The organism is Mycolicibacterium austroafricanum (genome assembly GCF_000612725.1).
GTDB classification, from domain to species: Bacteria; Actinomycetota; Actinomycetes; order Mycobacteriales; family Mycobacteriaceae; genus Mycobacterium; species Mycobacterium austroafricanum.
Map to the genome: position 1 here is coordinate 52,287 of NZ_HG964461.1, position 24,948 is coordinate 77,234.

The window sequence follows — 24,948 nt, forward strand, 5'->3', positions numbered from 1 at the left end:
CCCGATGTCCGCGCTGATCGATGACCTGTCCGCACTGCGCGCCGCCGGCGCGGACTCCGACGAGCTGTTCGCGGGGTTCGCGTTGTGGGCGGAGTCCAACGGCACGCCGCTCTATCCCGCGCAGGAGGAGGCGCTGATCGAACTGGTCAGCGGCTCCAACGTCATCCTGGCCACACCGACCGGGTCGGGTAAGTCGCTGGTGGCCACCGGCGCGCAGTACTTCGCGCTTGCCGGCGCGGACGCGAGGAGCAGGAACAACCAGAGCCGGCGCAGCTATTACACCGCCCCGATCAAGGCGCTGGTCAGCGAGAAGTTCTTCGCGCTGTGCGAGGTGTTCGGGGCCGCCAATGTCGGCATGCTGACGGGCGACGCCGCCGTCAACGCCGACGCGCCGATCATCGCGTGCACCGCGGAGATCCTGGCGAACATCGCACTGAGGGAAGGGCGGGATGCCGACATCGGGCTGGCCGTGATGGACGAGTTCCACTTCTACGGCGACCCCGACCGCGGCTGGGCCTGGCAGGTGCCGCTGCTCGAGCTGCCCGACGCCCAGTTCCTACTGATGTCCGCGACCCTCGGGGACGTCACGTTCCTGCGGGAGGACCTGACCCGGCGCACCGGCCGGCCGACCGCGCTTGTCGCCAACGCCGAACGTCCGGTGCCGCTGTACTTCTCCTACGCGACCACGCCGATGCACGAGACGATCCAGGATCTCGTCGACACCGCGCAGTCGCCGATCTACGTCGTGCACTTCACCCAGGCGTCCGCGCTGGAGCGGGCGCAGGCGCTGATGAGCGTGAACGTCAGCACCAAGGAGGAGAAGGCGGCCATCGCCGACCATATCGGCGCGTTCCGTTTCTCCACGGCGTTCGGCTCGACGCTGTCGCGGCTGGTGCGGCACGGCATCGGGGTGCATCACGCCGGCATGCTGCCCAAGTATCGCCGGCTTGTCGAACAGCTCGCGCAGGCCGGTCTGCTGAAGGTCATCTGCGGCACCGACACTCTCGGCGTCGGCATCAACGTCCCGATCCGCACCGTGGTCTTCTCGGCGCTGTCGAAGTACGACGGCACCCGCACCCGGCTGCTCAATGCCCGCGAGTTCCACCAGATCGCGGGCCGCGCCGGGCGGGCCGGTTTCGACACCGCAGGCACCGTCGTGGTCCAGGCGCCCGACCACGAGGTGGAGAACCTCAAGCAGTTCGCCAAGGTCGCCGACGATCCGAAGAAGCGGCGGAAGTTGGTGCGGCGCAAGGTTCCCGAGGGCATGGTTCCGTGGAGCGAGGCGACGATGAAACGTCTGGTCGACGCTGTGCCGGAGCCATTGACAAGCAACATGAAGGTGTCGACGGCAATGATCCTCGACGTCGTCGACCGCCCCGGTGATCCGTTCGCGGCGATGCGCCGGCTGCTCACCGACAATCACGAGCCGCGCAAGCGGCAGCTGCGCCTGATCCGGGAAGCGGTCGGGATCGCGCGGTCGCTGATCCAGGCCGGCGTCGTGGAGCGGCTCGCCGAACCGGAACCCGACGGGAGGCGATACCAGCTGACCGTCGACCTGCCACCGGACTTCGCGTTGAACCAGCCGCTGTCGACGTTCGCGTTGGCAGCCATCGACCTGCTCGACTCCACCTCGGAAAGCTATGCACTGGACGTGCTTTCGGTCATCGAAGCCACACTGGAGGACCCACGCCAGATCCTGGCCGCGCAGCTGAACAAGGCCAGGGGCGAGGCGGTGGCGCAGATGAAGGCCGACGGCATCGAGTACGACGAGCGCATCGAACTGCTCGACGACGTCACCTACCCCAAGCCGCTGGCCGAGGTGCTGGAGCACGCCTTCGCGGTGTACCTGCAAAGCAACCCGTGGGCGGCCGACGGCAAGCTCTCGCCGAAGTCGGTCGCGCGCGAGATGTGGGAGCGCGCCTTCACGTTCCGCGAGTACGTCAGCGTCTACGGGCTGACCCGCTCGGAGGGCGCCGTGCTGCGCTACCTGTCCGATGCGTTCAAGGCGCTGCGTTCCGGCGTGCCTGCCGCCGCGCGCACCGAGGAGCTGACCGACATCGTCGAATGGCTCGGTGAGCTTGTGCGACAGGTGGATTCGAGCCTGCTCGACGAGTGGGAGCAACTGACCAGTCCGGACCAGCACGCTCGGCCTGCCCCAGAAATGCCAGCGGTTCCCGCGCGCCCGCGGCCGCTGACCGGCAACGAGCGGGCGTTCACGGCGATGATCCGGAATGCGCTGTTCCGCCGGGTGGAGTTGTTCGCCCGCGAACAGTGGGAGGAACTCGCGGCTCTCGACGGCCGGGCCGGGATGTCGGCGCAGGAGTGGCAGGACATCGGGGACGAGTACTTCGACGAACATGACGACGTGGGCACCGGCGCCGACGCGCGCGGCCCCGCATTGCTGATCTTCGATCGCAGGCGCGACGTGTGGCGGGTGCGGCAGATTCTCGATGATCCCGCCGGGGACCACGACTGGGGGTTCGAGGTCGAGGTCGATCTGGCGGCCTCCGACGAGGAAGGCACGGTTGTGATGCGGATGGTGGACGCCGGGCGCTTGTGATGGCTGTCTCTGTACGCGAAATCACAGGTCAGCGGGTTGATTTACGTAACCGTAACACGGACCATGGAAGGAGTCCGGCCGGTGGGCGATCCCCGATCGCGCCGGACCCCAAACACAAGAATCAGGAGTACCCGTCATGTCTTTCGCGCAGTACCGTGCCGCCCGCCAGGTCGCTCGTGATCGGCGGCGCCTGTACGCGCGGATCGCGGCGATGCCGCACTCGACGGTTCGCGACGAGTTAGTCGCGGTCGCGCAGCGCTACGAGCGCAGCGCGCACTGACGCAATCCTCGATTCGATTCAGTACCGCGCGACCTGCTCGGCGTAATCGTCGAGCAGGCGCAGCGATTCGTCCCGCGGTTTGGTCGGCAGCAGAAGGTTCAGCTGTCCGAACCCGAGATCTTCGGCCGCTTGCCAGTATTCGGGTTTGACCGGGGTGCCGAACATCGACAGCGGGACGTCGTGGCGGGCGCCCGCCCGGATCTGATCGACCCGCCGCCTGAGGGTGTCCACCGGCAGCGGGTTGGAGATCCAGCCGGCCTCGTGGCGGATGATCCGCTTGACGGTGGCATCGGAGTCGCCACCGATCAGAATCGGCGGATGCGGCTTCTGCACCGGCTTGGGCCGCAGATACGACGCGTCGAAATCCACATATTTGCCGTGATATTCGGCGGGTTCGGCGGTCCACAGCGCCTTGATGGCCTCGATGCGTTCGTCCAGCAGCGCGCCCCGCGTCTTCGGATCGGTGCCGTGATGGCGTAGCTCCTCCAGGTTCCAGCCGGCCCCCACACCGAAAACGAAGCGGCCGTTCGATATCAGGTCGATGCTCGCGGCCTCTTTCGCCGTGATGATCGGATCACGCTGGATCAGCAGCGCGATCCCGGTGACCAGCTCGATGCTGGTGGTGACGGCGGCGGCCGCGGCCAACGTCACGAAGGGGTCCAGCGTCCGGTAGTAGATCGACGGCAGTTCGCCGCCCAGCGGATACGCCGACTCCCGGCTCGCCGGGATGTGCGTGTGCTCGGCGACCGCCAGCGAGCCGAAGCCCCGGTCCTCGACCGCCCGTGCCAGCGAAACCGGGTCGATGGTGGTGTCGTTGACGAACGTGGCGATACCGAATTTCATCTGCGCTCCTCCGGTGGTTCAGGCGCGGGCGACGTCCCGCCGAAAGAAGGCTATTCCCCGGCGGTCAAACCACCTGTATCCGGATCGATATCCAAGTTTGCCTCCTCAGTCACATGGGTAACTTCAGTCACAGCGCTCAGACGTCGGCGCTCTCCACAACATCAGAGAAAGAAACGAATGGACCATCGCCATGAACACCGTCCTGTATTTCAGCGCCAACGGCGCCGTGTATGAGACCCGCGCGTACACCAAGGCCGACATCGACCACCTCATCCAGGACCAGGGCCTGCACTGCCTGACCAGTGCCGACAACCAGTTCGACTTCTGGTTCAGCCCGTCCGCCCGCGGATGTCAACGCCGCACCAACCAGTTCGCCACCGAATTGCTCTTGGCGACAACCGACTTCACCGCAAAGACCGTTCCGCTGCTGCGCGGGGGCGTCGTCGTCGCCACCCATGACGGCGACGGAGATCTCGACGGTCTCAGCTGGCAGCAACTCGACATGCTGGCCCGGCACGCCCGCTCGGTGTCCAGGCGCGATGAGCGGGTGCTGCGCCGGCGAGTGGTCCGCGAGGACCACCGGCTGCGGCACGAAGCCGCCACCCCTGCGCCCACTTTCGTCAGCTGCGCGCGTCCGCGCACGCCGGTCCGGCTGGGTTGACGTCCGCCGCGACGGGGTACCTGCCCGGCCGACGAGAATCGGCCCCCCGCTGACGCAGGGGGCCGATAACTCACCTCGTCACTCGGAGTCGGTGTCAGAACCCGCATCCGAGTCGGCGGACGTGTCCGCGGCGCTCGACTCGCCGTCAGCGCCCGCATCGTCCGCGTCGTCGGCGGCGTCCTCATCCGCTGCGCCCGCGTCCACTCCCTCGGTCTCGGTGGTGTCCTCGATCTCGTCGGCGATCTCGTCATCGACAACGTCGTCAGTGGTCTCGTCCACCACCGGATCGGTGGGGTCCTCGACCTCCGGCGTTGCCTCGGACTCGGCGGGAACCTCGGTCTCCTCGTCGGCCACCGCACCGGCCGCGGGGTCGGTCTCCGGCGTCTGCTCGGTGGTGGACGACACCGGAGTCACCTCTACGGGCGTTGCGCCCGGCACATCCAGGGTCACCAGCGCGGAGGTTGCCGGCGTGGACGTGGACGTGACGGCGGGAACGACCGGCTTCTTCAGCGCGGCGGCGATGGTCTGCGGGAGCTTGACGAACAGCGCGTCGAGCGTGCCACCGGCGGAGAACAGACCGGGGAAGTTCTCCGGGCTGTAGATCGGGTTGCCTTCCTCGTCGTGGCCGAAGTACGGCTTGTACCCGTTGAGGAAGGCGCCGGTGATCAAACCCGGAGCGTTGACCAGCGCGGTGAACGCATCCTTGAGGTTGCCCTCCTTCACCGACGCGAACACGGTGTCGGCCACGTTCATCGCCGCGAAGAACGCGGTGATCGGCGGCGACATCAGGCCCTTGGAGATCGTGATGATGTTGCCGCGGGTGATCAGCGAGTCGTAGACCCGACCGACGGCGTCGAACATCGCCTTGGGGATGGTCAGGAGCGACGTCAGCGGGAAGGCCAGATTCTCCATGGCGACCAGCGCCCAGGTGTTGAGCTCGACCAGCGCCTCGGTGAACTGCCCGGCGGCGAGGAACTCGCCGGCTGCCTGCAGTCGCACCGGAAGGTTGGTCAGCGAGCGCTGCACGCCCTCTGCGGCGCCCACGAGGCCGGTGCCGCGACGGGTGCCCGCCTCCGCCGCCGTCATACCCCAGATCGTCTTGAGATGGCCGACCTGGTTCTCGCCGATCTGGTTCAGGATCGGGAACGGGTTGTTCCACAGCGCGGTGCCGATGGCGCCGGCCTGCGTGAACGAGTTGGTGAAGACGTTCTGCCACACCAGCAGCGGGTTCTCCAACACCGGGTTCGTCGAGGCGGTGAGCTGCACCGCGGCCTGCCGGATGTCCGGCATGGAGTTCGTCGGCGCGACGGGGTTCACCGCGATGGCGCCGGCGCACACCATGGCGGCGCCTGCCACCAGGTACTTGTTCACTCGCGAAGCCGACTTCACGTCAAGCGACCGAGTGGCTGCACCGAACGCGACCGGAAGTGCTTGTTGCACGAATACTCCTTAGGACTGGTCATGGGCCCCCTTGGGCTGCTCGAAACTTAGCTGAGGGTTTCCTAAGTATCAATAGGGTTGCCTACCCTCAGTTAGGTTCGCTTGTTAGCTGACTTTTGCTGTAGCGGGCCTTGTGTCGGCATACGCAATGTTCAGCACCGGTGACATGCGAGGGGTGATTTTGCGCGATGGTCAAAAAAGCGCCGTAGAGGTCTGCGCGACCCCGAACGGCGCTACGGTCGGGGCGTGGATTTCCAGGAGTACCGCTCTCACGACGCAACCGGACTGGCCCGGCTGGTGGCCGAGAAACAGGTGACCGCCGACGAACTGCTGGCCCTGGCGCAGGCGCGGGCCGCGCAGGTGAACCCGCGGATCAACGCCATCGTGCGCGACGTCCCCGCCGCACCCGCCGGTACCGCCGACGGCCCGTTCGCCGGGGTGCCGTTCCTGATCAAGGACCTGGCACAGGATTACGCGGGACTACCGAGTTCGCGAGGGTCGCGCGCGCTGATGTCGCTGCCTGCGGCCGAGCACTCGACGATCGTGCAGCGCTGGATCGACGCGGGAGTGGTCATCTTCGGCAAGACCAACACCCCCGAGTTCGGCGCCAAGGGAATCACCGAACCGGTCGCCTGGGGGCCGACGCGCAACCCCTGGGATGTGACCCGGACTCCTGGCGGCTCCTCCGGCGGGTCCGCGGCCGCCGTCGCAGCCGGCATCGTGCCCTGTGCCGGAGCGAATGACGGTGGCGGGTCGATCCGTATCCCGGCGGCGTGTTGCGGGTTGGTCGGGTTGAAGCCCGGCCGCGGACTCACTCCGATGGGACCGGAACTCGGTGAGTCGATGCACGGCTCGGCGGTGCAGGGCGTCGTGTCGCGCACCGTCCGTGACACCGCCGCGATGCTCGACGTCATCAGCGGCGGGGAACCCTGGGGGCCCTTCACCCCCGGAATGCCCAACGCGCCGTTCGCTTCCTGCGTCGGACAGGACCCCGGCCGGTTGCGCATCGGGGTCCGGGTTCCGACCGCGATCACCCCGGTGCCGCACCGCGAGGCGTTCGCCGCCGTCGAGGCGACCGTGCACACACTCACCGATCTCGGACACCACGTCGATGAGCTGCCGAAGGCCCCGTTCGACGACGCCGCACTGGCCCGTGAGTTCCTGCTCACCTGGTTCGTCTACACGGCGTGGGAGCTCGCCGACGCCAAGCGGCTGACGGGTGCGGGCGACGACGCCTTCGAACGCGACACGCTGATCCTGGCCGCCATCGGCCGGGCGACGAGCAGCGTGGACTATCTCGATGCCGTGCAGCGCCGTCATGACCACACCCGTCGGCTGACGAGGTTCTTCGACTCGTACGACCTGTTGCTGACGCCCTCGCTCGCCACTCCCCCGCCGGCCATCGGCGAGTTCGACCTTCCGGTCGCGCTGCAGAAGGCCTCGGACGTACTGCTCAAGACCCGCACCGCGCATCTGTTGCGGTTCACCAAGATCGTCGACGACATCGTGGACAAGAACCTCGGTTGGGTGCCCTACACGCAACTGGCGAACATCACTGGGCGCCCAGCGATTTCACTTCCTCTGCACTGGACCGAGGAAGGTCTGCCGCTGGGCGTCCAGTTCGTCGCGCCGTTGGGTGGCGAATCGCTGCTCGTCCGGTTGGCCGCCCAACTCGAGCAGGCGATGCCGTGGCGGGACCGCGTCGCGCCGGTCTGAGTCAGGCCGGATTGAACAGCCGCGGCTCCCACCAGGCGCCGCTCTTGAACCGCTCCAAGCTCTTCGCCGCGGCCAGCACGCCGAGGTCGGCGAGGGGTTCGACGACGATCACCAGCAGGTAGGCCGCCCCGAAGAGCGCGACGCTGCTGACGGCTTCGGCGGTGAACCCTTCGCCGTAGAGCGCCCAGAACGTCACCCAGGACACGATGCCGGCCTGGTAGGTGGCCGAGAGTGTCAGCGCCTGACGGTATTTCAGGTCGACGTAGCGGGTTTTCGGCGCGATGGTCCTGTTCGCCACGTACTGCAGCGCGAACAGCGGCACCAACAGGGTGGTGATGTTCATGCCGTACTGCGGCAGGTCGAAGGGGGCGAAGGCCATGCCCTGGACGAGGAGACCCAGCGCGAGTCCGACGGCCGCGGGTGCCGCCCCGAACAGAAGGAACAGCGTGGAGCCCAGGATCAGGTGGACCTCGGACACTCCGACCGGGTAGTGCGGGAACACCTGGAAGAACACCAGCACCAGGGCGGTGGTCGCCGCGGATCCCAGCATCAGCGATCCCGCGCCGCGCTCCTTGATGTGCTTCCACGCCGCGTTCAGTGCGTAGGCACCGGTGCCGGCGGCTGTGGCATAACTGAGGACGATCTTCGCGCCGTCGACGACTCCTGGCTCGATGTGCATCGTCGTACCTTTCTGTTCGGGGGTCAGTGGTGGTCGTCGGCGACGGCGTGGTCGCCGTCGTCGGTGGCAAGGGGCTTGGTCAACAGTTCCCGCTGTTTCACAACGTGTTCCAGTGCCGAGACCCAGTGGTCGTAATACTGCCATTCGCCGCGGCCGGGGTCGGTCGAGGTCTCCCAGGCGCCGATCGTGTCGATCAGGCTCTGCTGGAATTCACTCCACGGGTAGTGCCCGAACTCCGACAGTGCCAGCGCGAGGCCGAACGCCCTGCGTTGCCACTCGTGGTCGAAGGACGGGGCAGCCTGGTCGGTGGTGCAGGTGCTGTGGAGTGTCATGCCGGCTGCCCTGCCAGCGCCACACCGATCATCGATTCGGTGGTGACCAGGTCCATCAGTTCGGCGTCGGTGAGATCTTCGGTACCCGAGGGTCTTTCCGGGATGACGAACCACCGTGAGTGTCCGCTGGAGTCCCACACCTTGATCTCGGTGTCTTCCGGCAGGGCGACACCGACCTCGGCGAGCACCGTCCGGGGTTCGCGGGCGGCCCGCGCGCGGAACACCGGATCCTTGTACCAGTAGGGCGGAAGCCCGAGCACCGGCCACGGGAAGCACGAGCACAACGTGCAGATGACGACGTTGTGCACGCCGGGAACGTTGGCGACGGCCTGCAGGTGTTCCCCCTCGGCCCCGGCCATGCCCTCCGGCAGGTCCAGTTCGGCCAGCGCGGCCGGGGTGTCGTCGACCACCCGCGCCGCGAAGTCCGGATCGGTCCACGCCTTCACCACGATCTTCTTGCCGTTCAACGGTGTCATCTCGGATTCGAAGTAGGACAACACCTTTTCGACGGTCGCAGCGGTGATGACGCCCTTTTCGATCAGCAGATGCTCGAGCGCGGCGACGCGGTCGGCGCTGGACTTCTCCCGATCGGCCGGGTACGCGAACTGGTCTGTCACTGGTTCTCCTCGACGGGTTGCAGGTATGCCTCGAAAAGCTCGGCGTAGAGGGTGTTGGCGCCCGGTTCGGCGCGCACACCCCAGAGTTCGTGCGGCGTGAACTCCACGATGTAGATCGGCATCGGGTCTCCGATGCCGTCTCCGGTTTCGACGAAGTAGCCGTAGTCTCCTTCGAAGATGCGTTGCACCGTCCCGGTCCTGGCGCGCAGATAGCCGGGCAGCCGGGTGTGCGCACCGGCGGGCACATCGGTGATGCGCACCTTCTGCCCGACGGCGAACCGCGGATGCGCGACGTCTCGGCGTGGGCTGTCGCCGCGACGTAGGTAGTCGATCACCTGGTCGTCGATGGCGTCGCCCGCGCCGTCCGGCGAAGGGGCGGCGGCGCCGACCGCGGCGGCGAGCTCGTCCTCGGACACATAGCCCTTGTCGATGAAGAACTGCGTGATGCCGCCGAGCCACTTCTCGTAATAGCGGAACTTGAAGTAGTCGAACGGGTTCATGGCTTCCGCGCCGGTCCGCAGATCCGCCCAGGTCCATTCGTCGCGGAACGCGGTCGGCACCTCGGCGATCGGGTACTCCGGCAGCGCGGACCCCAGATGGTTGCTCAGCCCCATCATCGCGACATGGATGCCGAAAATCCGCTTCTCCCACTCCTCGACGAAGACCCTCTTCTCCAGGGTGAGCGGCTGCGGCAGCCCTTCGAGGCCACCGAGATTGTGCTGCAGTTTCATGCGGTCGCACCTTCCGTGTCGGGACGCTCCGCCGGCGCCGTTCTCGTCATCACGTTCGCGAGGTACTCGGAGACGATGCCGAACGTCGCGCCCAGCACGCAGGCGCACGCCGCCACCAGGCCGGGGTGGGAGATGCTGGTCGCGGTGACCAGCTGCCCCGTCCCGGCGACCGTAGACACCGTCGACGCGAACCCGACCACCACCGCGGGCGTGGTGGACAGCAGCCCCACCCAGGAGGCCTGAACCATCAGCGCGCTGCCGACACCGACGGCGATGGCGGTGAACGTGAGTCCGCCACCCAACAGATGAGCCACATACAGGCTCGCACAGGCGATCACGACGCCCGTGAGGTTGGAGCACACCGAACGCACCCAGCCGGCGGGGCCGCCTCCGACGAAGAAGAACGACGCCCATGCCAGGAACACCACCCAGATGGGGACGGTGACGACGGTGGCGGTGAACGCCACCGCCACCCCGCCGAGCACACCGATGCTCAGCGTCAGCGCAGACCGCGAATCCATAGATTTCCACCTTGTTTGATCGACCTGTTCGCGAATAACCCTGATCTGACGGTGTTTCCAGCACGTAACGCGGGTTTTTCGGCCGGCGACCGACATGGACATCCTTGCTCCGGAACAGGACATCCGACCGACCCGGACATGTAGTGGACAAATTCGGACATCGCCACGCACGCCGCCCCCGCACCGGCCACGCTGACGCGATGAGCATCCCCACCGACGGCCGGTCACGGCACATCGCGATGGTGGTGTTCGACGGTGTCCGGACGCTCGACCTGACCGGACCTCTGGAGGTTTTCGACGTGGCGCAGGCACTCGGCTGCCGCTACTCGATCGGCCTTTACTCGAGTTCGGGCGCCACGTCCGTGCGGTGTTCCTCGGGGCTGTCCATCGATGCGGCACCGGCCTCGGTGGCAGCCTCGGAGGTGGACACCCTGCTGGTGCCGGGCGGCGAATGTCTGGTCGCCGGCGGGGTTCCCGCGCATCTGCGCCGCGCGATCCGCGCGCTGGCCCCGGGCGCGCGCCGGATCGCCTCGATCTGCGCAGGTTCGTTCGCACTGGCCGCGGCCGGTGTGCTCGACGGACGGCGCGCCACCACCCACTGGCGGCACCTGGACACGTTCGCCCGCCGGTATCCGTCGACACGCGTCGAACGCGAGTCGGTCTACACCCGTGACGGTGAGACCTGGACATCGTCCGGCGGTACAGCGGGCATCGACCTCGCCCTGGCACTGGTCGGTGACGACTTCGGAGCCGCTGTGGCGCAGGAGATCTCGAAGGAAATGGTGGTGCTCGGCAGACGAATGGAAGGCCACCCGCAGATCTCAGCCGCGGCACGCACACCGCGCCCGAAGCATCCCGAACTCGAACGGCTGATGGCCACGGTCGTCGTCAACCCGGCCGGACACTACGAACTCGAGACGGTCGCCGCGCAGCTCGGGCTCAGCCCGCGCCACCTTGCCCGGCTGTTCAAGGCCCAGGTCGGTGTGACGTTGCGGGAATACGTCAACGAGGTCCGCCTGGAGAACGCTGTCGCTCTGGTGCTTGCGGGCGAGTCCTTCCACGCCGCGGCGCAGCGCAGCGGCTTACGGTCCGGCGCGCGGGTCCGCGACCACCTCATCGCGCGGCGGACACCCGCGTAGCTCTACCGGTCGATGCCGGTGGTGCGGAACCGGCTCCGGTACGTGCTCGGCGAGATCCCGAGATTGCGGCGGAAGGTGCGCCGCATCGTGTCCGGTGTCCCGAACCCCGCCCGCCGCGCCACCGCGTCCTGACCCTTGTCCCCCGTGGCCAGAAGGACTTTGGCGGCTTCCAGCCGGGCCTGCTCGACGAACCGGGCCGGCGTCATCCCGACCTGTTCCCGGAACATGCGCACCAGGTGCCGTTCACTGACGGCGGCGCGCGCAGCCATGGCCGCGATGGAATGGTCGGCGCCGGGGTCGGCGACCACCGAGTCCACCACCGCGCGCAGACCTCCCGTCGCCGGCAGTGTCGCTTCGGCCCAGACGCTGAACTGGGCCTGTCCGCCCGGCCGCTGGAGAAACACAACCATCCAGCGCGCGACCCGTCGCGCCACAGCAGGGCCGTAGTCGCTCTCGACGAGCGCAAGCGCCAGGTCGATACCGGCAGTGATACCCGCACCGGTGATGAACGGACCGTCCTGCACGAACAGCGAGTCCGGATCGACCATCACCTTCGGATAGGTGCGGGCCAGCGTCTGGCAGTGCGCCCAGTGCGTGGTCGCCCGGCGGTTGTCGAGCAGCCCGAGCGCGGCGAGCACGAACGCGCCGGTACACACCGACGCCACCCTGCGGGCCCGCGGCGCGAGCTCACGCACCATGGCCATTGCATCGGGTACCGAATCCGGCGTCGGCTCTTCGGGGATGTCATGGATGCCGGGCGTGAAGTTGAAGTCGGCGGGCACTCCGCCGGGGACGAGAAGCGTGTCGATCGACTCGGGAACCTCGGACAGCGGCAGGTCCGCGTTCAGCTGCGCGTACGCGGTGGTGCCCACGGTCCCGCCCGTGGGTGAGGCCAGGAGCACGGTGTAGCGGGCGCCGAAATCGTTGGCCCGGGCGAAGATCTCCAGCGGCGCGGCGACGTCCTGCAGCGTCACCTTGTTGTAGAGAGCGAACACCACCGTCCGGGAGTTCTCGGCCACGTCCTGCTGCCCTTTCCCTGACCCCCTGAGCGCGGGTTCAATGTAGTGGGTTTCTGTTACCGCAGGATTGCAAGTTGGCGCCCCGAGCAGGAGGAGCACCTGATGGCCGGCCCCGCGGTCGACCGCCGATCGATCCCGACGTTGCTGCTTCCGCTCGCCGTCAGCCTGGGAACCGCGGCCACCCTGATGGTCAACTATCTGGCCAACGGGTTACCGATCAACGGGCAGACCACCGGCGATGTCACCCGCCGCTTCGAGGTCTACTTCGTCCCGGCCGGCTACGTCTTCGCGATCTGGAGCGTCATCTACGCCGGGTTGATCGCCTACAGCGTCTATCTGAGCCTGGCGCTGGCCCGGGGACGCCGGGACAGCGGCGCGGCCCGAGCGATCGCTCCCCTCTATCTGCTGACCGCGCTGGCGAACTGCTCCTGGCTGTTCGCCTGGCACTACAACCTCTTCCCGCTGAGCATGCTGCTGATGGTCGTGCTGCTGGGCACACTGATCGTGATCTACCGCGTGCAGGCGGCGCGGCCGGCGCTGTCGACCGTGGAGCGCTGGACCGTGCATATCCCGTTCCGGGTCTACCTGGGCTGGATCTCGGTGGCGACCATCGCCAACGCGACGATCACCCTCGACGACGCCGGTTGGTCCGGATTCGGTCTGTCCGAGCCGACCTGGGGCGTGATCATGGTGGTGGTGGCTACAGCCCTCGGATTGACGATGGGTCTCGGTCACCGAGACATCGCGTATGCGGTGGTGCTCATCTGGGCGTTGGTCGGCATCGCGGTACGCCTGCACGACACCGCGCCGATCCTGATCGCAGCGCTGGCGGGGGCGGCGGCACTGGGGTTGTCGCTGATTTTCGTCGCACGACGACCACGGCTGCGCGACGTCGTCTGAGTCCCCCGGCCGGGTGGGCCCAGCAATTACAGAGCGAGCGCTCTGTTACCGTTGCCCGGTGCCCCGACCTCGAGTCATCGACCTCGATCACCTGATGGACGCGGTTGAACAGCTGGCCGCGGACGCCGGGCCCCGCGCCGTCACGACCCGCGCGCTCTCGCAGCGCACGGCGATCTCCAACGGGGCGATCTATCACGCGTTCGGATCACGCGGTGGCCTGCTCGGCCAGGTGTGGCTGCGTGCGGCCCGACGCTTCCTCAGCGAGCAGCGGTCCGCCGTGGCGCGGGCGCTCGCCGACGGCGTCACACCGGAGACTGCGGTCGAGGCGGTGGTCGCCGCAGCCCAATGCCCGGCGACGTTCCTGGACGGCCATCCCGCCACCGCGATGTATCTGCTCGCGCTACCCCGCAACGAGCTTCTCGGCGCGCGCGACGTTTCCGATGAACTCGCCGACGACCTGCGCGGCCTCGACGGTGAACTCGCCGGCCTCTTCATCGAACTCGCCGAGCACATGTGGCGCCGTCGCGACCGGCACGCGGTCGCCGCGATCCGCGCCTGCGTGGTCGATCTGCCCACCGCACTGCTGCTTCGTGGGCAGCATCCACCGGACCCGGCGGCCCGAGACCGACTGACCGCCGCCGTGCGTGCGGTCCTGGCACTCACGCCGCCGACCTCGAGAAACACACCCGCTCACTGAAGGAACATCATCATGCAAACGGAGACCACCCCCAGCGCCAACCTCAAGATCTGGAACCGACTGCAGCACCTGCCGCTCGGCACATGGATGTTCAGCCGGGCCGTGTGCCTCAAGGCTCCGTACTTCCGCACCATCCACCCCGCCATCGAGGAGCTGCGTCCGGGCTACTGCCGCGTCACGGCCCCCAACCGGCGCGGCGTACACAACCACCTCGGTACCTTCCACGCCATCGCATCGTGCAACATGGCCGAGCTGGCCGGCGGGATGATGACCGACGCCACCATCCCCTCCACCCATCGCTGGATCCCCGTCGGGATGACCGTCGAGTACAAGGCCCAGGCCAGGACCGCCGTCACTGCGATCGCGCACCTCGACTCGATCCCCGAATTCGGTTCTGAGCCAATCGATCTGACCGTGCCCGTCGATGTCAGCGACGAGAGCGGCAACATCTTCGTCACCGCGCGCATCACGATGCGGATCACACCGCGCCGCTAGGCCACCGCCGCCCCACAGATACTGCAGTTCTCGAACTGCCGCCGCCTCCACCGCGCGACCCACCAGGCTTACCCCAGAGCAGAGTCGGCGAACCGCGACGGAATAAATACCCCCTGGGGTACTGTAGAAAGATACCGAGTGGGGTATCCGAATCGGTATGGAGGGAGATTCACATGTGTTACGCCGTCCAATGCCCGTCCTGCGGCAAGACCACCTGGGACGGGTGCGGCCAGCACGTCGACGACGTGATGCGGTCGGTGCCTGCCGCGCAGCGGTGCAGCTGCGCGCGCGAGACCGAGGCGCCCCGCAAGACCGCAGGTCGGTTCTGGCGCCGCTAGAAGCGGGTAGAGGAGGCCGATGGCGGTGCCGCTAGGGCTGGCTCTCGGTGCGCTGATCGGCGTGCTGCTGGGGCTGCTCGGCGGCGGAGGGTCGATCCTCGCGGTCCCGGCGCTGGTGTACGGGACTGGACTGAGCATCGGTCAGGCGATTCCGATCTCGCTGATCGTCGTCGCCGCCGCCTCGGCCGTCGGGGCGCTGCCCAGGATCCGCGCCGGTCAGGTGCGGTGGCGGATGGCGGGCATCTTCGCCGCCGCCGGCATCCCGGCGACCGTCGCAGGCAGCGCCGTCAGCAGGCACCTGCCCGAACCGGTGCTGATGATCGGGTTCGCGGTGGTGATGGTGGTCGCCGGCATCCGCATGCTGGCAGACCAGGGTCACACCGGCACCGCGTGCGAGATCCGCGGCGGGCAGGTCGACTGGCGGCGCTGCGCACCCCGGTCGATCGGCGCGGGCCTGCTGGTCGGCGTGCTGACCGGGCTGTTCGGTGTGGGCGGCGGATTCCTCATCATCCCGGCGCTCGTCGTGGTACTCGGGATCGAAATGTCCACGGCGATAGGCACTTCGCTGCTGATCATCGTCGCCAACTCACTCGCCGGCCTCGTCTCGCATCTCGACGCGGTCGGCGGCAACTGGAGCATCACCGCGGCATTCGTGGGCGCCGCGATGGCCACCTCACTGGTGGCCGGGCACTTCGGCACCAAGGTCGACACCGACCGCCTGCAGCGCTGGTTCGCCTACCTCGTCTTCGCCGTCGCCGCGTACGTGCTCGTCGACACCATCATCTTCCGCTGACAGCAAAGGAGCAGACATGGACATCTCGATCATCGAAACCTCAGGACTCGGAGACCGCAGCTATCTGATCAGCCACGGTGGCAGCGCCGTGGTGATCGACCCGCAGCGCGACATCGACCGCGTGCTCGCACTGGCCGACGAGCGCGCCACCCGGATCACCCATGTGTTGGAGACCCACCTGCACAACGACTACGTCACCGGCGGACTGGAGTTGTCCCGCACCGTCGGTGCCGAATACGTGGTACCCGCCGTCGACGGCATCGGCTACCCCCACCGGGCGGTGACCGACGGTGATGTCATCGACGCCGGGCCGATGCGGTTCGAGGTGCTGCACACCCCCGGCCACACCCACCACCACGTCAGCTACGTGCTGCGCGACGACACCGGCGCCGTGCACGGCGTGTTCACCGGCGGCTCGATGCTGTTCGGCACCACCGGCCGCACCGACCTCGTCGCGGCCGAGGACACCGAGGAACTCACCCACGCGCAATTCCACTCGGTACGCCGACTCGCCGATACGCTGCCCACCGACACGCCGGTCTATCCGACACACGGTTTCGGCAGCTTCTGTTCGGCCACACCGGCTTCCGGTGACGAATCGACCATCGGCGAACAGCGGCAATCCAATCCGGCGCTCACCCAGGACGAGCAGAGCTACGTCGACGAACTTCTGGCGGGCCTGTCGGCGTATCCGACCTACTACGCGCACATGGGCGTCATCAACCGCGAAGGACCGGCCCCGGTGGACCTGACGCCGCCCGCGCCGATCGACCCCGCCGAGCTGCGCCGCCGGATCGAGGCCGGTGAGTGGGTCGTCGACCTGCGCAACCGCACCGCGTTCGCCGCGGGGCATCTGCAGGGCACCCTGGGGTTCGAACTGTCCGGATCCTTCGTCAGCTATTTCGGTTGGCTCTACGAGTGGGGTGCACCGGTGACACTGATCGGCGAGTCGCCCGACCAGATCGCGGAGGCCAAGCGGGAACTGGTGCGGATCGGGGTGGACCGACTCACCGGTTCGGCGACCGGAGACGTCGACACGCTGCGCGCCGAAGCACCCCTGGGAAGTTACGAGGTCGGCGACTTCGCCCGGTTGGCCCGAGAGCGCAAGACCACGGCGGTGGCCGTCCTCGACGTGCGGCAGACCAACGAGTTTGACCAGGAGCACATTCCGGGCGCGGTCAGCATCCCGTTGCACGAGCTACCGCAGCGCCTTGACGATGTGCCGGCCAGTCCGGTGTGGGTGCACTGTGCATCCGGTTACCGCTCGTCGATCGCGGCGTCCTACCTCGACCGCGCCGGAATCTCCGTCGTTCTGATCGATGACGACTTCGACAACGCCGTGAAGCTGGGACTCACCGTCAGCGGGTGAGACGTACGACCGCACTCCACGGCCTGTCCGCGGGTGGCCGATGCGGGTCGGGCTGCGGCAGCCACGCGACCAATCGGAGCAGCCACGGCAACCGACGCAGTCGGCGGGCGACGACGAAGACGGATTCGATCTCGCATGTGCGCCAACCGAGATGCTCGAAATAGCCGACGCCGTCGGCCGGTGCGAACTTGAACGGTGCGTTGCGCAGCAGGCCGCCGGTGTTGTCGTTCATCCACTTCTTCAGCCCCGGCCCGGCCAGGTCCAGCATCCACCACGCGACCTCGGGACGGACCAGTGCCCGCGACAGGTCGTCCACGTCGGAGGGGTCGAGGTACATCAGCAGACCCTCGGTCAGCACGAGGGCTTTGACAGCCCCCGACAGTGCTTCGTCCAGGAACCGGTCCCGGGCGACCGGGTCGGAGAGGTCGACGGGGTGTCTCGTCAACTGGCACCGCGGTGACTCGCCGGCGAGTAGTTGCTCCTTCTCGGCGATCAATGCCGGCAGATCCGCTTCCACCCAACTGAACTCGGCGGGCAGTGGCAGCCTGTACGGCCGGGTGTCGAGCCCAGCCGCCAGGTTGAGGACCCGGTCGCAGCCGGCACCGATGGCGTCCATCAGGATGTCGTCGATGGTTCTGGTGCGTGCGACCATCCACCAGCCCGAACGCATCATCCGGGGGACGGTCGCCACGATCTCACGTCCGCGCTCACCGGCGAGCCGATCGGCGAACGGGTCGTCGAAAACTGCGTCAGCCCTTGCTGATTCGATGGCCCGGTACACCGCCACCCAGCGCGCGGTGTCCGAGACGTTCGACACCGGGGTGGCGGGTTCTTCCATCGGTTCGCGCGCCTACCAGCCGGCGTTGCGGGCCAGGTCGATGGCGTTCTGGCTCATGAAGGTGCCCGCACTCGGGAAACCGCGGCAGGCGCCGTCGGACTCACCGGGACGCTTCACCCACAGGAACGCGTCGACCTGCGGGTTGCCGGTGTCGGTGGTGGGCCGTGCACCCAGCGCCCGCCCGCTCGGGTTGCACCAGTAGAGGTCGTCACCCTCGACCGGTCCGGCGCCGTTGCGCGACGTGTCGATTACGAAGGGCTTGCCGCCGGTCATCCCGGAGATCGCGGCGCCGTAGCCCGTCGACTCCTCGGTGGTGAAGAAGTTCGCGGTGTTGAGGCTGAACCCGCGGGCCTTGGCGACACCGACCTGGTTGAGCCGGTTGGCCATCACGTCGGCGGCCACCCAACGTGGGTGTCCGGCGTCGACGTAGACCGCCGTGCCCGGGTTGCGGCTCAGCGTGTCGACGGCGTAGCCGATCAGCTCGAGGCGTTCCTGCTGCTGGCCGGGCGACAGGCAGTCGATCATGGCCAGCGCGTCGGGTTCGAGGATGACCGCGGCGCGGCCGGGGCCGATCGCGGCGGCGACGCCGTCGATCCAGGCCCGGTAAGCGCCTGCCGACCCGAATCCGCCCGCGGCGTAGCTGCCGCAGTCGCGGTTGGGGATGCCGTAGAGCGCCAGCACCGGGATGGTGCCCGCGGCCTGCGCGGTCTGGATGTACTTCGTGTCCACGGCCGGGGTGGAGATGTGGTCCATCCAGTACGCGGTCGGCGTGTTCACCACGGCGGACAGCAGCGGATCCGGGTTGCCCTGCGCGGCCCGCATGCCCTTCGACTGCGGGTTCACGTAGAACGGCAGCCCGACCAGCGGGTTCGCCTCGCCGGCCAGCCGCACGACGGGAGCGGTCGGGACGGGCCCGGGTTCGGCGACCACCCCGGTGGCGGCCACCGCCGCCACGGCCAGACACGGGGTGATCCAGCGCGCGATTACACCTGCAGCTGAGAACGTCACCTGAGGAAACTTAGCGGTGCTGCCGAACAAGTGCCAGTCACCGATTCCGGACCACCGCCGCGGCCCAAGCTGTACACCGAATCATGCTGCCCTGCATGCGATCTCCTGCTGCGGGTGACCGACGGCCGAGGAGCGGCCGATTGCGCGGGGTGACTCAGTATCGTGTGCAGTGATGGGTTCGGATCGGTCAGACGGCATGGCTCGACGCCGGCGCGCGTTGCACTTCGCGCTGAAGGGGCGCCGCGATCCCGCGTCGGGCGCCGGGCAGCGCCGGCGCACTTCCGGCGGGCTGAGCGAACGGCACACCCGCAAGGTTCTCGATCTGACCATCCGGCTCGCCGAGGTGATGCTGTCATCCGGCTCGGGCACCGCGGACGTCGTCGCGACCGCTCAGGACGTGGCGCAGGCCTACCAGCTCACCGACTGCGTGGTCGACGTCTTCGTCACCACCATCTTCGTGTCGGCGCTGCCCACGGCGGACAGCCCTCCGGTCACCATCGTGCGGGCAGTGCAGGCGCGCTCGACCGACTACACGCGGCTCGCCGACCTTGACCGGTTGGTCCGGCGGATCACCTCCGGCGGGGTGTCGGTGGACGAGGCGCACGAGGCGATGGACGAGTTGAGCGAACAACCGCACCCCTACCCGCGCTGGATCGCGACCGCAGGATGGGCCGGCTTCGCCCTCGGCATCGCGATGTTGCTCGGTGGCACCTGGCTGACCTGCATCCTGGCCGCGGGAACCTCAGTCCTGATCGACCGCAGCGGCCGGTTGTTGAACCGCGTCGGCACACCATTGTTCTTTCAGCAGGCGGCGGGGGCTTCGATCGCGACGCTGGTCGCCGTCGCCGCCTTTCTGTTCGCCGGGCAGGGGCCGACCACGCTGGTCGCCACCGGGATCGTGATGCTGCTGGCCGGGATGACCCTGGTGGGCTCGGTGCAGGACGCGCTGACCGGCTACATGCTCACCGCGGTGGCCCGGCTCGGTGACGTGCTGTTCCTGACGCTTGGCATCGTGGTGGGTATCCTGGCCGGCCTGCAGATCGCCGCCCTGGCCGGGATCCAGATCCAGCTGCGCGTCGACGCGACGGAGTATTTCGTGGTGCCCACCACGCCCAGACAGATCGTCGTCGCTGTCTCCGGCGCGGCGCTGGCGGGTGCCTGCCTTGTCATCGCCAGCTACGCCAAATGGCGATCCGTGCTCACCGCCGGAGTCGCTGCCGGCCTGGCCGAAGCCGTGTTGATCGGCCTCGGCCGCGCCGGGGTCGGCCAGGTCGTCGCGACCGGCACCGCAGCGGTGGGTGTGGGCCTGCTGGCCACCTTGATCTCGATCCGGCGACAGGCGCCCGCGCTGGTCACGGCGACCGCGGGGATCACCCCGATGCTGCCGGGCATGGCCGTCTTCCGTGCGGTCTTCTACTTCGCCGTGGAGCGGGATTTCGCCGCGGGCATGGCACAGGCGCTGGCCGCCGCGGCCACCGCGCTCGCGATCGGGGCCGGCGTCGTCATGGGCGAGCTGGCCGGCTCGCCACTCCGATACCGCGCCGGCCGGATCAGCGACTTCCTGCGGGTGGAAGGCCCGCCCGGGCTGCGACGAGCCGTGGGAAACGTGGTGGCACTCCGGCCCGCCGCAGATCAGCAATCGAGCCGCAGCCCACATCAGCGGTCGTGGAGCGTCGCGCTGGAACCGGAGTTGTCCGAGGTCGCGACCGAGGCCAACGGGGAAGATCCCGCCCCGGAAAGAGACGCCACCGGCGAGCGATGACATCCGGGACGTTTAGATCCCGCAAATAGTGAGCAGAAACGTGGGTATGCCCACCACCCACGAAGACCCACCGCCGGGAGTCCTGAAGAAAGCCATCTCCGCATCGGCGATCGGCAACGCGACCGAATGGTTCGACTACGGGATCTACGCCTACGGGGTCTCCTACATCTCCGCGGCGATCTTCCCCGGGGACGCCGCGAACGCGACGCTGCTGGCCTTGATGACGTTCGCCGTCTCGTTCCTGGTCCGTCCGCTCGGCGGATTCGTCTGGGGGCCGCTCGGTGACCGTCTGGGCCGCAAGCGGGTGCTGGCCATCACCATCGTGCTGATGGCCGGCGCCACGTTCTGCGTGGCCCTGGTGCCCACCTACGACATGATCGGCATGTGGGCGCCGTTCCTGCTGGTGCTGCTCCGGATGATCCAGGGCTTCTCGACCGGCGGTGAGTACGGCGGCGCCGCGACGTTCATGGCCGAGTACGCGCCGAACAGGCGCCGCGGGCTGCTCGGCAGTTTCCTCGAGTTCGGCACCCTCGGCGGGTTCTCGCTGGGCGCGTTGCTGATGCTGGGTTGCTCGCTGGTTCTGGGCGACGAGCAGATGCACGCGTGGGGCTGGCGGCTGCCGTTCCTGGTGGCCGCGCCGCTCGGCCTGATCGGTCTCTATCTGCGATCGCGGCTGGAGGACACCCCGGTGTTCCGGGAGCTCGAAGCGAAGGGTGGGACGGAACCGGAGACCACCACCCAGTTCCGCGACCTGCTGGGCCGGTACTGGCGACCGATCCTGCAGCTCGGCGGACTGGTGGTCGCGCTGAACGTCGTGAACTACACCCTGCTGTCCTACATGCCGACGTACCTGGAGAACAGGATCGGGCTGTCACCGGACCAGTCGCTGATCGTGCCCGTGATCGGCATGCTGTCGATGATGGTCTTCGTCCCGTTCGCCGGGCTGCTCAGCGATCGGGTGGGACGGAAACCGCTGTGGTGGTTCTCGTTGATCGGCCTGTTCGTCGCCGGCGTGCCGATGTTCCTGTTGATGGGCACCAACCTGTGGGGTGCGGTGATCGGCTTCGCCGTCCTCGGCCTGCTTTACGTGCCACAGCTGGCGACGATCTCGGCGACGTTCCCGGCGATGTTCCCCACCCAGGTGCGCTACGCCGGATTCGCCATCGCCTACAACGTGTCGACGTCGCTGTTCGGCGGCACCGCGCCGGCGATCAATCAGTGGCTCACCGGCGAAACCGGCGACCTGCTGTTCCCGGCGTACTACATGATGGGCGCGTGCGTCATCGGCGCCATCGCGCTGATCAAGGTGCCCGAGACCGCACGTTGTCCGATCGGCGGCACCGTCACGCCCGGCACGGAGGAGGCGGCGGATCCGGTGCCGTTCGAGAAGCAGAACGCCTGACCTGGAATACCTGGTCGGCTCGTAACAGTTGGAGGCAGGGTGAGCGAGCAAGCAGAGTTGAGTCCCACCGACTGGGTCCGCGACCAGACCCAACGCATCCTGGAGCAGGGCACCACCGACGGCGTCGAGATACTCGACCGGCCGGTCGTCCTGTTCACCACGACGGGTGCGCAGTCCGGCAAGAAGCGGTACGTGCCGCTGATGCGCGTCGAGGAGAACGGCCGCTACGCGATGGTCGCGTCCAAGGGCGGCGACCCGAGGCACCCGAGTTGGTACTTCAACGTCAAGGCCAACCCGGCGGTGACCGTGCAGGACGGCGACGAGGTCACCGAGGGTGTGGCCCGCGAGCTCGACGGTGACGAACGGCAGCACTGGTGGGAGCTGGCGGTCGCGGCGTACCCGCCGTACGCCGAGTACCAGACCAAGACCTCGCGACAGATCCCCGTCTTCCTCGTCGAAAAAGCCGAGTAGGCCCGGGGTCGTACCCGCGAGCGTGAAGCCACGGCTGTGCCGAGGGGTTGAGTCGCAGCCAGGAATGCTGTTCCGCGGGAAAGCCGGGCCCGCGGCTACAGCTCGGTGACCTGACCGTTTTCGACCCGCCACGACCGGTCCAACCGGACGTTCTGCAACATCCTGCGGTCATGGGTCACCAGCAGCAGCGCACCGTCATAGCTTTCGAGGGCCTGTTCGAGTTGCTCGATGGCGGGCAGGTCGAGGTGGTTGGTCGGCTCGTCGAGCACCAGCACATTGGTGCCGCAGGCCTGCAGCAGCGCCAGCCCGGCGCGCGTGCGCTCGCCGGGCGAGAGCTCGTCGACGGCACGCTCCACATGGTCGGCACCGAGACCGAACTTCGCCAACAGCGTTCGCACGTCGGCGGTCGGCCATTCCGGCACCCGCTGCTCAAAGCGGTCGAGAAGCCGTTCGGGGCCGGTGAAATAGGCACGGGCCTGGTCGATTTCACCGATCTCGACGCTCGCCCCCATGCTCGCACGGCCCTCGTCGGGCAGCAGGCGACCCAACAGCAACCGCAACAGGGTCGATTTCCCCGCGCCGTTGGGCCCGGTGATTCCGATCCGCTCGCCGGCGTCCACCTGTAACGCCACCGGGCCCAACACGAAATCGCCTTGGCGCACAACGGCGTTGTCGAGCGTCGCGACCACCGCACTCGACCGCGGCGCCTCCCCGATGGTGAACTGCAGCGTCCACTCCTTTCGGGGCTCCTCGACTTCCTCCAGCCGCGCGATCCGGCTCTCCATCTGGCGCACCTTCTGCGCCTGCTTCTCGCTGGACTCGGTGGCCGCCCGCCGACGGATCTTGTCGTTGTCGGGAGCCTTGCGGATCGCGTTGCGAGTCCCCTGGCTGGACCATTCCCGTTGCACGCGAGCGCGTGCCACCAGGTCGGCCTTCTTGTCGGCGAACTCCTCGTACTGCTCGCGCCGATGCCGGCGGTTGACCGCGCGTTCTTCGAGATAGCTCTCATACCCGCCGCCGAACACGGTGGTGGTGTTCTGCGCCAAGTCCAGTTCCAGCACGCGAGTCACGGTGCGGGCCAGGAACTCCCGGTCGTGGCTGACCAGCACCACCCCACCGCGAAGCTCGGAGACGAAGCGCTCCAACCGGGCCAGCCCGTCGAGGTCGAGGTCGTTGGTCGGCTCGTCGAGCAGGACGATGTCGAACCGCGACAGCAGCAGGGCGGCCAGCCCCACCCGCGCGGCCTGCCCGCCCGATAGCGCCGTCATCGGCGTCGAATCCGGCCGCACCGCATCGGAGTCCAAGCCGAGGTCGGCGAGCACGGCCGGCAACCGCTCGTCGAGGTCCGCGGCGCCGGTGGCCAGCCAGTGGTCCAGGGCGGCGGAGTAGGCGTCGGCCCCGTAACCCGCGTCGTCCAGGGTCGCGGCGGCAGCGTCCATGGCGCGGGTGGCTTCGGCGCACCCGGTACGGCGGGCGACGTAGGCGGCGACCGTCTCCCCGGGGACGCGTTCGTGCTCCTGGGGCAACCACCCGACGAACGCGTCGGCCGGTGCCACGGCGACCGATCCGTCGAGGGGCTCCAGCTCGCCGGCCAGGATCCGCAGCAGCGTGCTCTTGCCCGCGCCGTTGGCGCCGACGACACCGACCACGTCGCCCGGGGCGACGGTCAGGTCGACACCTTCGAAGAGCGTGCGATGGGCGAACCCGCCTGCCACGTTCTTCGCGACGAGCGTTGCAGTCATGCCTCCATCTCACACCACCGCTCGGTGGGGTGGCTTCGGCCAACCCGCCAGGGCGAGATCCGCCACGGCGTGCAGCTCGGCGCGGCCGGCCCCGCTGCGGGCCTGGACGGCGAGGCCCTGGCAGACGGCGGCGATCCAGCGCGCCAGCACCATGGTGTCCACGGCCGGCAGTTCGCCGTCGGCCACCGCCGCATCGAACCGTTCGGCGATCCGCTGCACGGTGGATTCACGTAACTCGGACAGCCCCGGGGCATTCCCGACCGTCAGGCAACCGTGCGGATCCCCGCTCACCGTGTCCGCCGCGCCGTGCACCATCGCCTCGGCGGCGGCGCGGGCCGTCGGTTGGGTCAGCGCTTCGGTGAGGTAGCCGCCCGGTCCGGCGAGGTAGCGCAGCGTGGCCCGTTCGAAGAGCTTCTCCTTGGACCCGAACTCGGCATAGATGCTGCGCCGGTTGACGCCCGTCGCCGCCGTGATGTCCGAGATGGACACGCCGTCGAAGCCGCGTTCCCAGAACAGCTTCATCGCTTCCTGCTCGACGGACTCGGGGTCGAATTCGCGCGGCCTCCCGACTGCCATGTGCCACGCCTCCTTTCTG

Annotated in this window: 26 protein-coding genes; 14 read left to right on the forward strand and 12 right to left on the reverse strand. The window is 68.1% G+C overall.

Features of this window, described 5'->3' with window-relative positions; genetic code table 11:
- Positions 1 to 4: 4 nt before the first annotated feature.
- Positions 5 to 2,560, forward strand: coding sequence for a DEAD/DEAH box helicase (locus BN976_RS30050; protein ID WP_036377239.1), 2,556 nt, complete (start codon positions 5 to 7; stop codon positions 2,558 to 2,560).
- A gap of 136 nt (positions 2,561 to 2,696) precedes the next feature.
- The gene (locus tag BN976_RS34140; protein WP_165804729.1) at positions 2,697 to 2,840 is read left to right on the forward strand and encodes a hypothetical protein; all 144 of its coding nucleotides are present in this window, start codon (positions 2,697 to 2,699) and stop codon (positions 2,838 to 2,840) included.
- Positions 2,841 to 2,858: 18 nt separating this feature from the next.
- Here the strand turns inward: BN976_RS34140 and BN976_RS30055 are convergent, their stop codons facing one another.
- The gene (locus tag BN976_RS30055) at positions 2,859 to 3,683 is read right to left on the reverse strand and encodes an LLM class F420-dependent oxidoreductase (RefSeq protein WP_036377023.1); all 825 of its coding nucleotides are present in this window, start codon (positions 3,681 to 3,683) and stop codon (positions 2,859 to 2,861) included.
- A 190-nt stretch (positions 3,684 to 3,873) separates the two neighbouring features.
- Between BN976_RS30055 and BN976_RS30060 the strand changes: the two genes are divergently transcribed.
- Complete coding sequence (locus tag BN976_RS30060) at positions 3,874 to 4,344, forward strand: hypothetical protein (RefSeq protein WP_036377026.1); 471 nt, start codon at positions 3,874 to 3,876, stop codon at positions 4,342 to 4,344.
- A gap of 78 nt (positions 4,345 to 4,422) precedes the next feature.
- Here the strand turns inward: BN976_RS30060 and BN976_RS30065 are convergent, their stop codons facing one another.
- Positions 4,423 to 5,784 (reverse strand): hypothetical protein, encoded by a 1,362-nt coding sequence (locus BN976_RS30065; RefSeq protein WP_011782937.1) that lies wholly within the window; start codon positions 5,782 to 5,784, stop codon positions 4,423 to 4,425.
- A 246-nt stretch (positions 5,785 to 6,030) separates the two neighbouring features.
- On the opposite strand from BN976_RS30065, the gene BN976_RS30070 reads away from it, so the two are divergent.
- A complete protein-coding gene (locus tag BN976_RS30070) occupies positions 6,031 to 7,500 on the forward strand; it encodes an amidase (RefSeq protein ID WP_036377029.1) in 1,470 nt (489 codons plus the stop codon).
- A 1-nt stretch (position 7,501) separates the two neighbouring features.
- Here BN976_RS30070 and BN976_RS30075 read toward each other — a convergent pair whose 3' ends face one another.
- The 5 genes from BN976_RS30075 to BN976_RS30095 are packed head-to-tail and all read right to left on the reverse strand — an operon-like array spanning position 7,502 to position 10,380.
- Positions 7,502 to 8,179 (reverse strand): energy-coupling factor ABC transporter permease, encoded by a 678-nt coding sequence (locus BN976_RS30075; protein ID WP_036377032.1) that lies wholly within the window; start codon positions 8,177 to 8,179, stop codon positions 7,502 to 7,504.
- 23 nt (positions 8,180 to 8,202) lie between these two features.
- The gene (locus tag BN976_RS30080) at positions 8,203 to 8,511 is read right to left on the reverse strand and encodes a nitrile hydratase accessory protein (RefSeq protein ID WP_011782940.1); all 309 of its coding nucleotides are present in this window, start codon (positions 8,509 to 8,511) and stop codon (positions 8,203 to 8,205) included.
- Positions 8,508 to 9,128 carry a nitrile hydratase subunit alpha gene (nthA, locus tag BN976_RS30085; RefSeq protein ID WP_011782941.1) on the reverse strand — a complete coding sequence of 207 codons (621 nt, stop codon included), beginning with the start codon at positions 9,126 to 9,128 and terminating at the stop codon, positions 8,508 to 8,510. The genes BN976_RS30080 and nthA overlap by 4 nt, the downstream gene beginning before the upstream one ends.
- Entirely contained in the window at positions 9,125 to 9,859 is a 735-nt protein-coding gene (gene nthB / locus BN976_RS30090) for a nitrile hydratase subunit beta (RefSeq protein WP_011782942.1), read from the reverse strand. The genes nthA and nthB overlap by 4 nt, the downstream gene beginning before the upstream one ends.
- A complete protein-coding gene (locus tag BN976_RS30095; protein WP_011782943.1) occupies positions 9,856 to 10,380 on the reverse strand; it encodes a DUF1097 domain-containing protein in 525 nt (174 codons plus the stop codon). The genes nthB and BN976_RS30095 overlap by 4 nt, the downstream gene beginning before the upstream one ends.
- 200 nt (positions 10,381 to 10,580) lie before the next feature.
- Between BN976_RS30095 and BN976_RS30100 the strand changes: the two genes are divergently transcribed.
- Positions 10,581 to 11,519 (forward strand): GlxA family transcriptional regulator, encoded by a 939-nt coding sequence (locus BN976_RS30100; RefSeq protein ID WP_011782944.1) that lies wholly within the window; start codon positions 10,581 to 10,583, stop codon positions 11,517 to 11,519.
- Positions 11,520 to 11,521: 2 nt separating this feature from the next.
- On the opposite strand, the gene BN976_RS30105 is transcribed toward BN976_RS30100, so the two are convergent.
- Entirely contained in the window at positions 11,522 to 12,538 is a 1,017-nt protein-coding gene (locus tag BN976_RS30105; protein ID WP_036377035.1) for a GlxA family transcriptional regulator, read from the reverse strand.
- Between the two features lie 102 nt (positions 12,539 to 12,640).
- Between BN976_RS30105 and BN976_RS30110 the strand changes: the two genes are divergently transcribed.
- The 6 genes from BN976_RS30110 to BN976_RS30130 all read left to right on the forward strand — a co-directional run bounded on the left by BN976_RS30110 (position 12,641) and on the right by BN976_RS30130 (position 17,130).
- On the forward strand, positions 12,641 to 13,438 hold the full coding sequence (locus BN976_RS30110; RefSeq protein ID WP_036377038.1) for a TspO-related membrane protein: 798 nt from the start codon (positions 12,641 to 12,643) through the stop codon (positions 13,436 to 13,438).
- A 94-nt stretch (positions 13,439 to 13,532) separates the two neighbouring features.
- The gene (locus BN976_RS30115; protein WP_036377041.1) at positions 13,533 to 14,135 is read left to right on the forward strand and encodes a TetR/AcrR family transcriptional regulator; all 603 of its coding nucleotides are present in this window, start codon (positions 13,533 to 13,535) and stop codon (positions 14,133 to 14,135) included.
- A 12-nt stretch (positions 14,136 to 14,147) separates the two neighbouring features.
- Positions 14,148 to 14,630: a hotdog fold domain-containing protein gene (locus tag BN976_RS30120; protein WP_036377044.1), complete on the forward strand. Its 483-nt coding sequence runs from the start codon at positions 14,148 to 14,150 to the stop codon at positions 14,628 to 14,630.
- Between the two features lie 173 nt (positions 14,631 to 14,803).
- The gene (locus BN976_RS34145) at positions 14,804 to 14,968 is read left to right on the forward strand and encodes a DUF8730 family Cys-rich protein (protein ID WP_011782949.1); all 165 of its coding nucleotides are present in this window, start codon (positions 14,804 to 14,806) and stop codon (positions 14,966 to 14,968) included.
- Between the two features lie 19 nt (positions 14,969 to 14,987).
- Complete coding sequence (locus BN976_RS30125) at positions 14,988 to 15,761, forward strand: sulfite exporter TauE/SafE family protein (RefSeq protein WP_011782950.1); 774 nt, start codon at positions 14,988 to 14,990, stop codon at positions 15,759 to 15,761.
- A 16-nt stretch (positions 15,762 to 15,777) separates the two neighbouring features.
- Positions 15,778 to 17,130, forward strand: a complete 1,353-nt coding sequence (locus BN976_RS30130) for an MBL fold metallo-hydrolase (protein WP_036377048.1) — start codon at positions 15,778 to 15,780, stop codon at positions 17,128 to 17,130.
- On the opposite strand, the gene BN976_RS30135 is transcribed toward BN976_RS30130, so the two are convergent.
- The gene (locus BN976_RS30135) at positions 17,120 to 17,968 is read right to left on the reverse strand and encodes a class I SAM-dependent methyltransferase (protein WP_036377051.1); all 849 of its coding nucleotides are present in this window, start codon (positions 17,966 to 17,968) and stop codon (positions 17,120 to 17,122) included. The two genes, BN976_RS30130 and BN976_RS30135, sit on opposite strands and share 11 nt — an antisense overlap.
- A gap of 12 nt (positions 17,969 to 17,980) precedes the next feature.
- Positions 17,981 to 18,976, reverse strand: a complete 996-nt coding sequence (locus tag BN976_RS30140; RefSeq protein WP_084182471.1) for a glycoside hydrolase family 6 protein — start codon at positions 18,974 to 18,976, stop codon at positions 17,981 to 17,983.
- Positions 18,977 to 19,148: 172 nt separating this feature from the next.
- Between BN976_RS30140 and BN976_RS30145 the strand changes: the two genes are divergently transcribed.
- Genes BN976_RS30145 through BN976_RS30155 form a run of 3 tightly spaced genes read left to right on the forward strand, consistent with a single transcriptional unit; the run spans position 19,149 to position 22,611 of the window.
- Positions 19,149 to 20,738: a threonine/serine exporter family protein gene (locus BN976_RS30145; protein ID WP_036377053.1), complete on the forward strand. Its 1,590-nt coding sequence runs from the start codon at positions 19,149 to 19,151 to the stop codon at positions 20,736 to 20,738.
- Positions 20,739 to 20,784: 46 nt separating this feature from the next.
- Positions 20,785 to 22,140 (forward strand): MFS transporter, encoded by a 1,356-nt coding sequence (locus tag BN976_RS30150; RefSeq protein WP_049778170.1) that lies wholly within the window; start codon positions 20,785 to 20,787, stop codon positions 22,138 to 22,140.
- Positions 22,141 to 22,179: 39 nt separating this feature from the next.
- A complete protein-coding gene (locus BN976_RS30155; RefSeq protein WP_036377058.1) occupies positions 22,180 to 22,611 on the forward strand; it encodes a nitroreductase family deazaflavin-dependent oxidoreductase in 432 nt (143 codons plus the stop codon).
- A 95-nt stretch (positions 22,612 to 22,706) separates the two neighbouring features.
- Here the strand turns inward: BN976_RS30155 and BN976_RS30160 are convergent, their stop codons facing one another.
- Together BN976_RS30160 and BN976_RS30165 are read right to left on the reverse strand one after the other, a co-directional pair.
- Positions 22,707 to 24,353, reverse strand: coding sequence for an ABC-F family ATP-binding cassette domain-containing protein (locus BN976_RS30160; RefSeq protein ID WP_036377060.1), 1,647 nt, complete (start codon positions 24,351 to 24,353; stop codon positions 22,707 to 22,709).
- A gap of 9 nt (positions 24,354 to 24,362) precedes the next feature.
- Positions 24,363 to 24,929, reverse strand: coding sequence for a TetR/AcrR family transcriptional regulator (locus tag BN976_RS30165; protein WP_036377063.1), 567 nt, complete (start codon positions 24,927 to 24,929; stop codon positions 24,363 to 24,365).
- Positions 24,930 to 24,948: the final 19 nt, after the last annotated feature.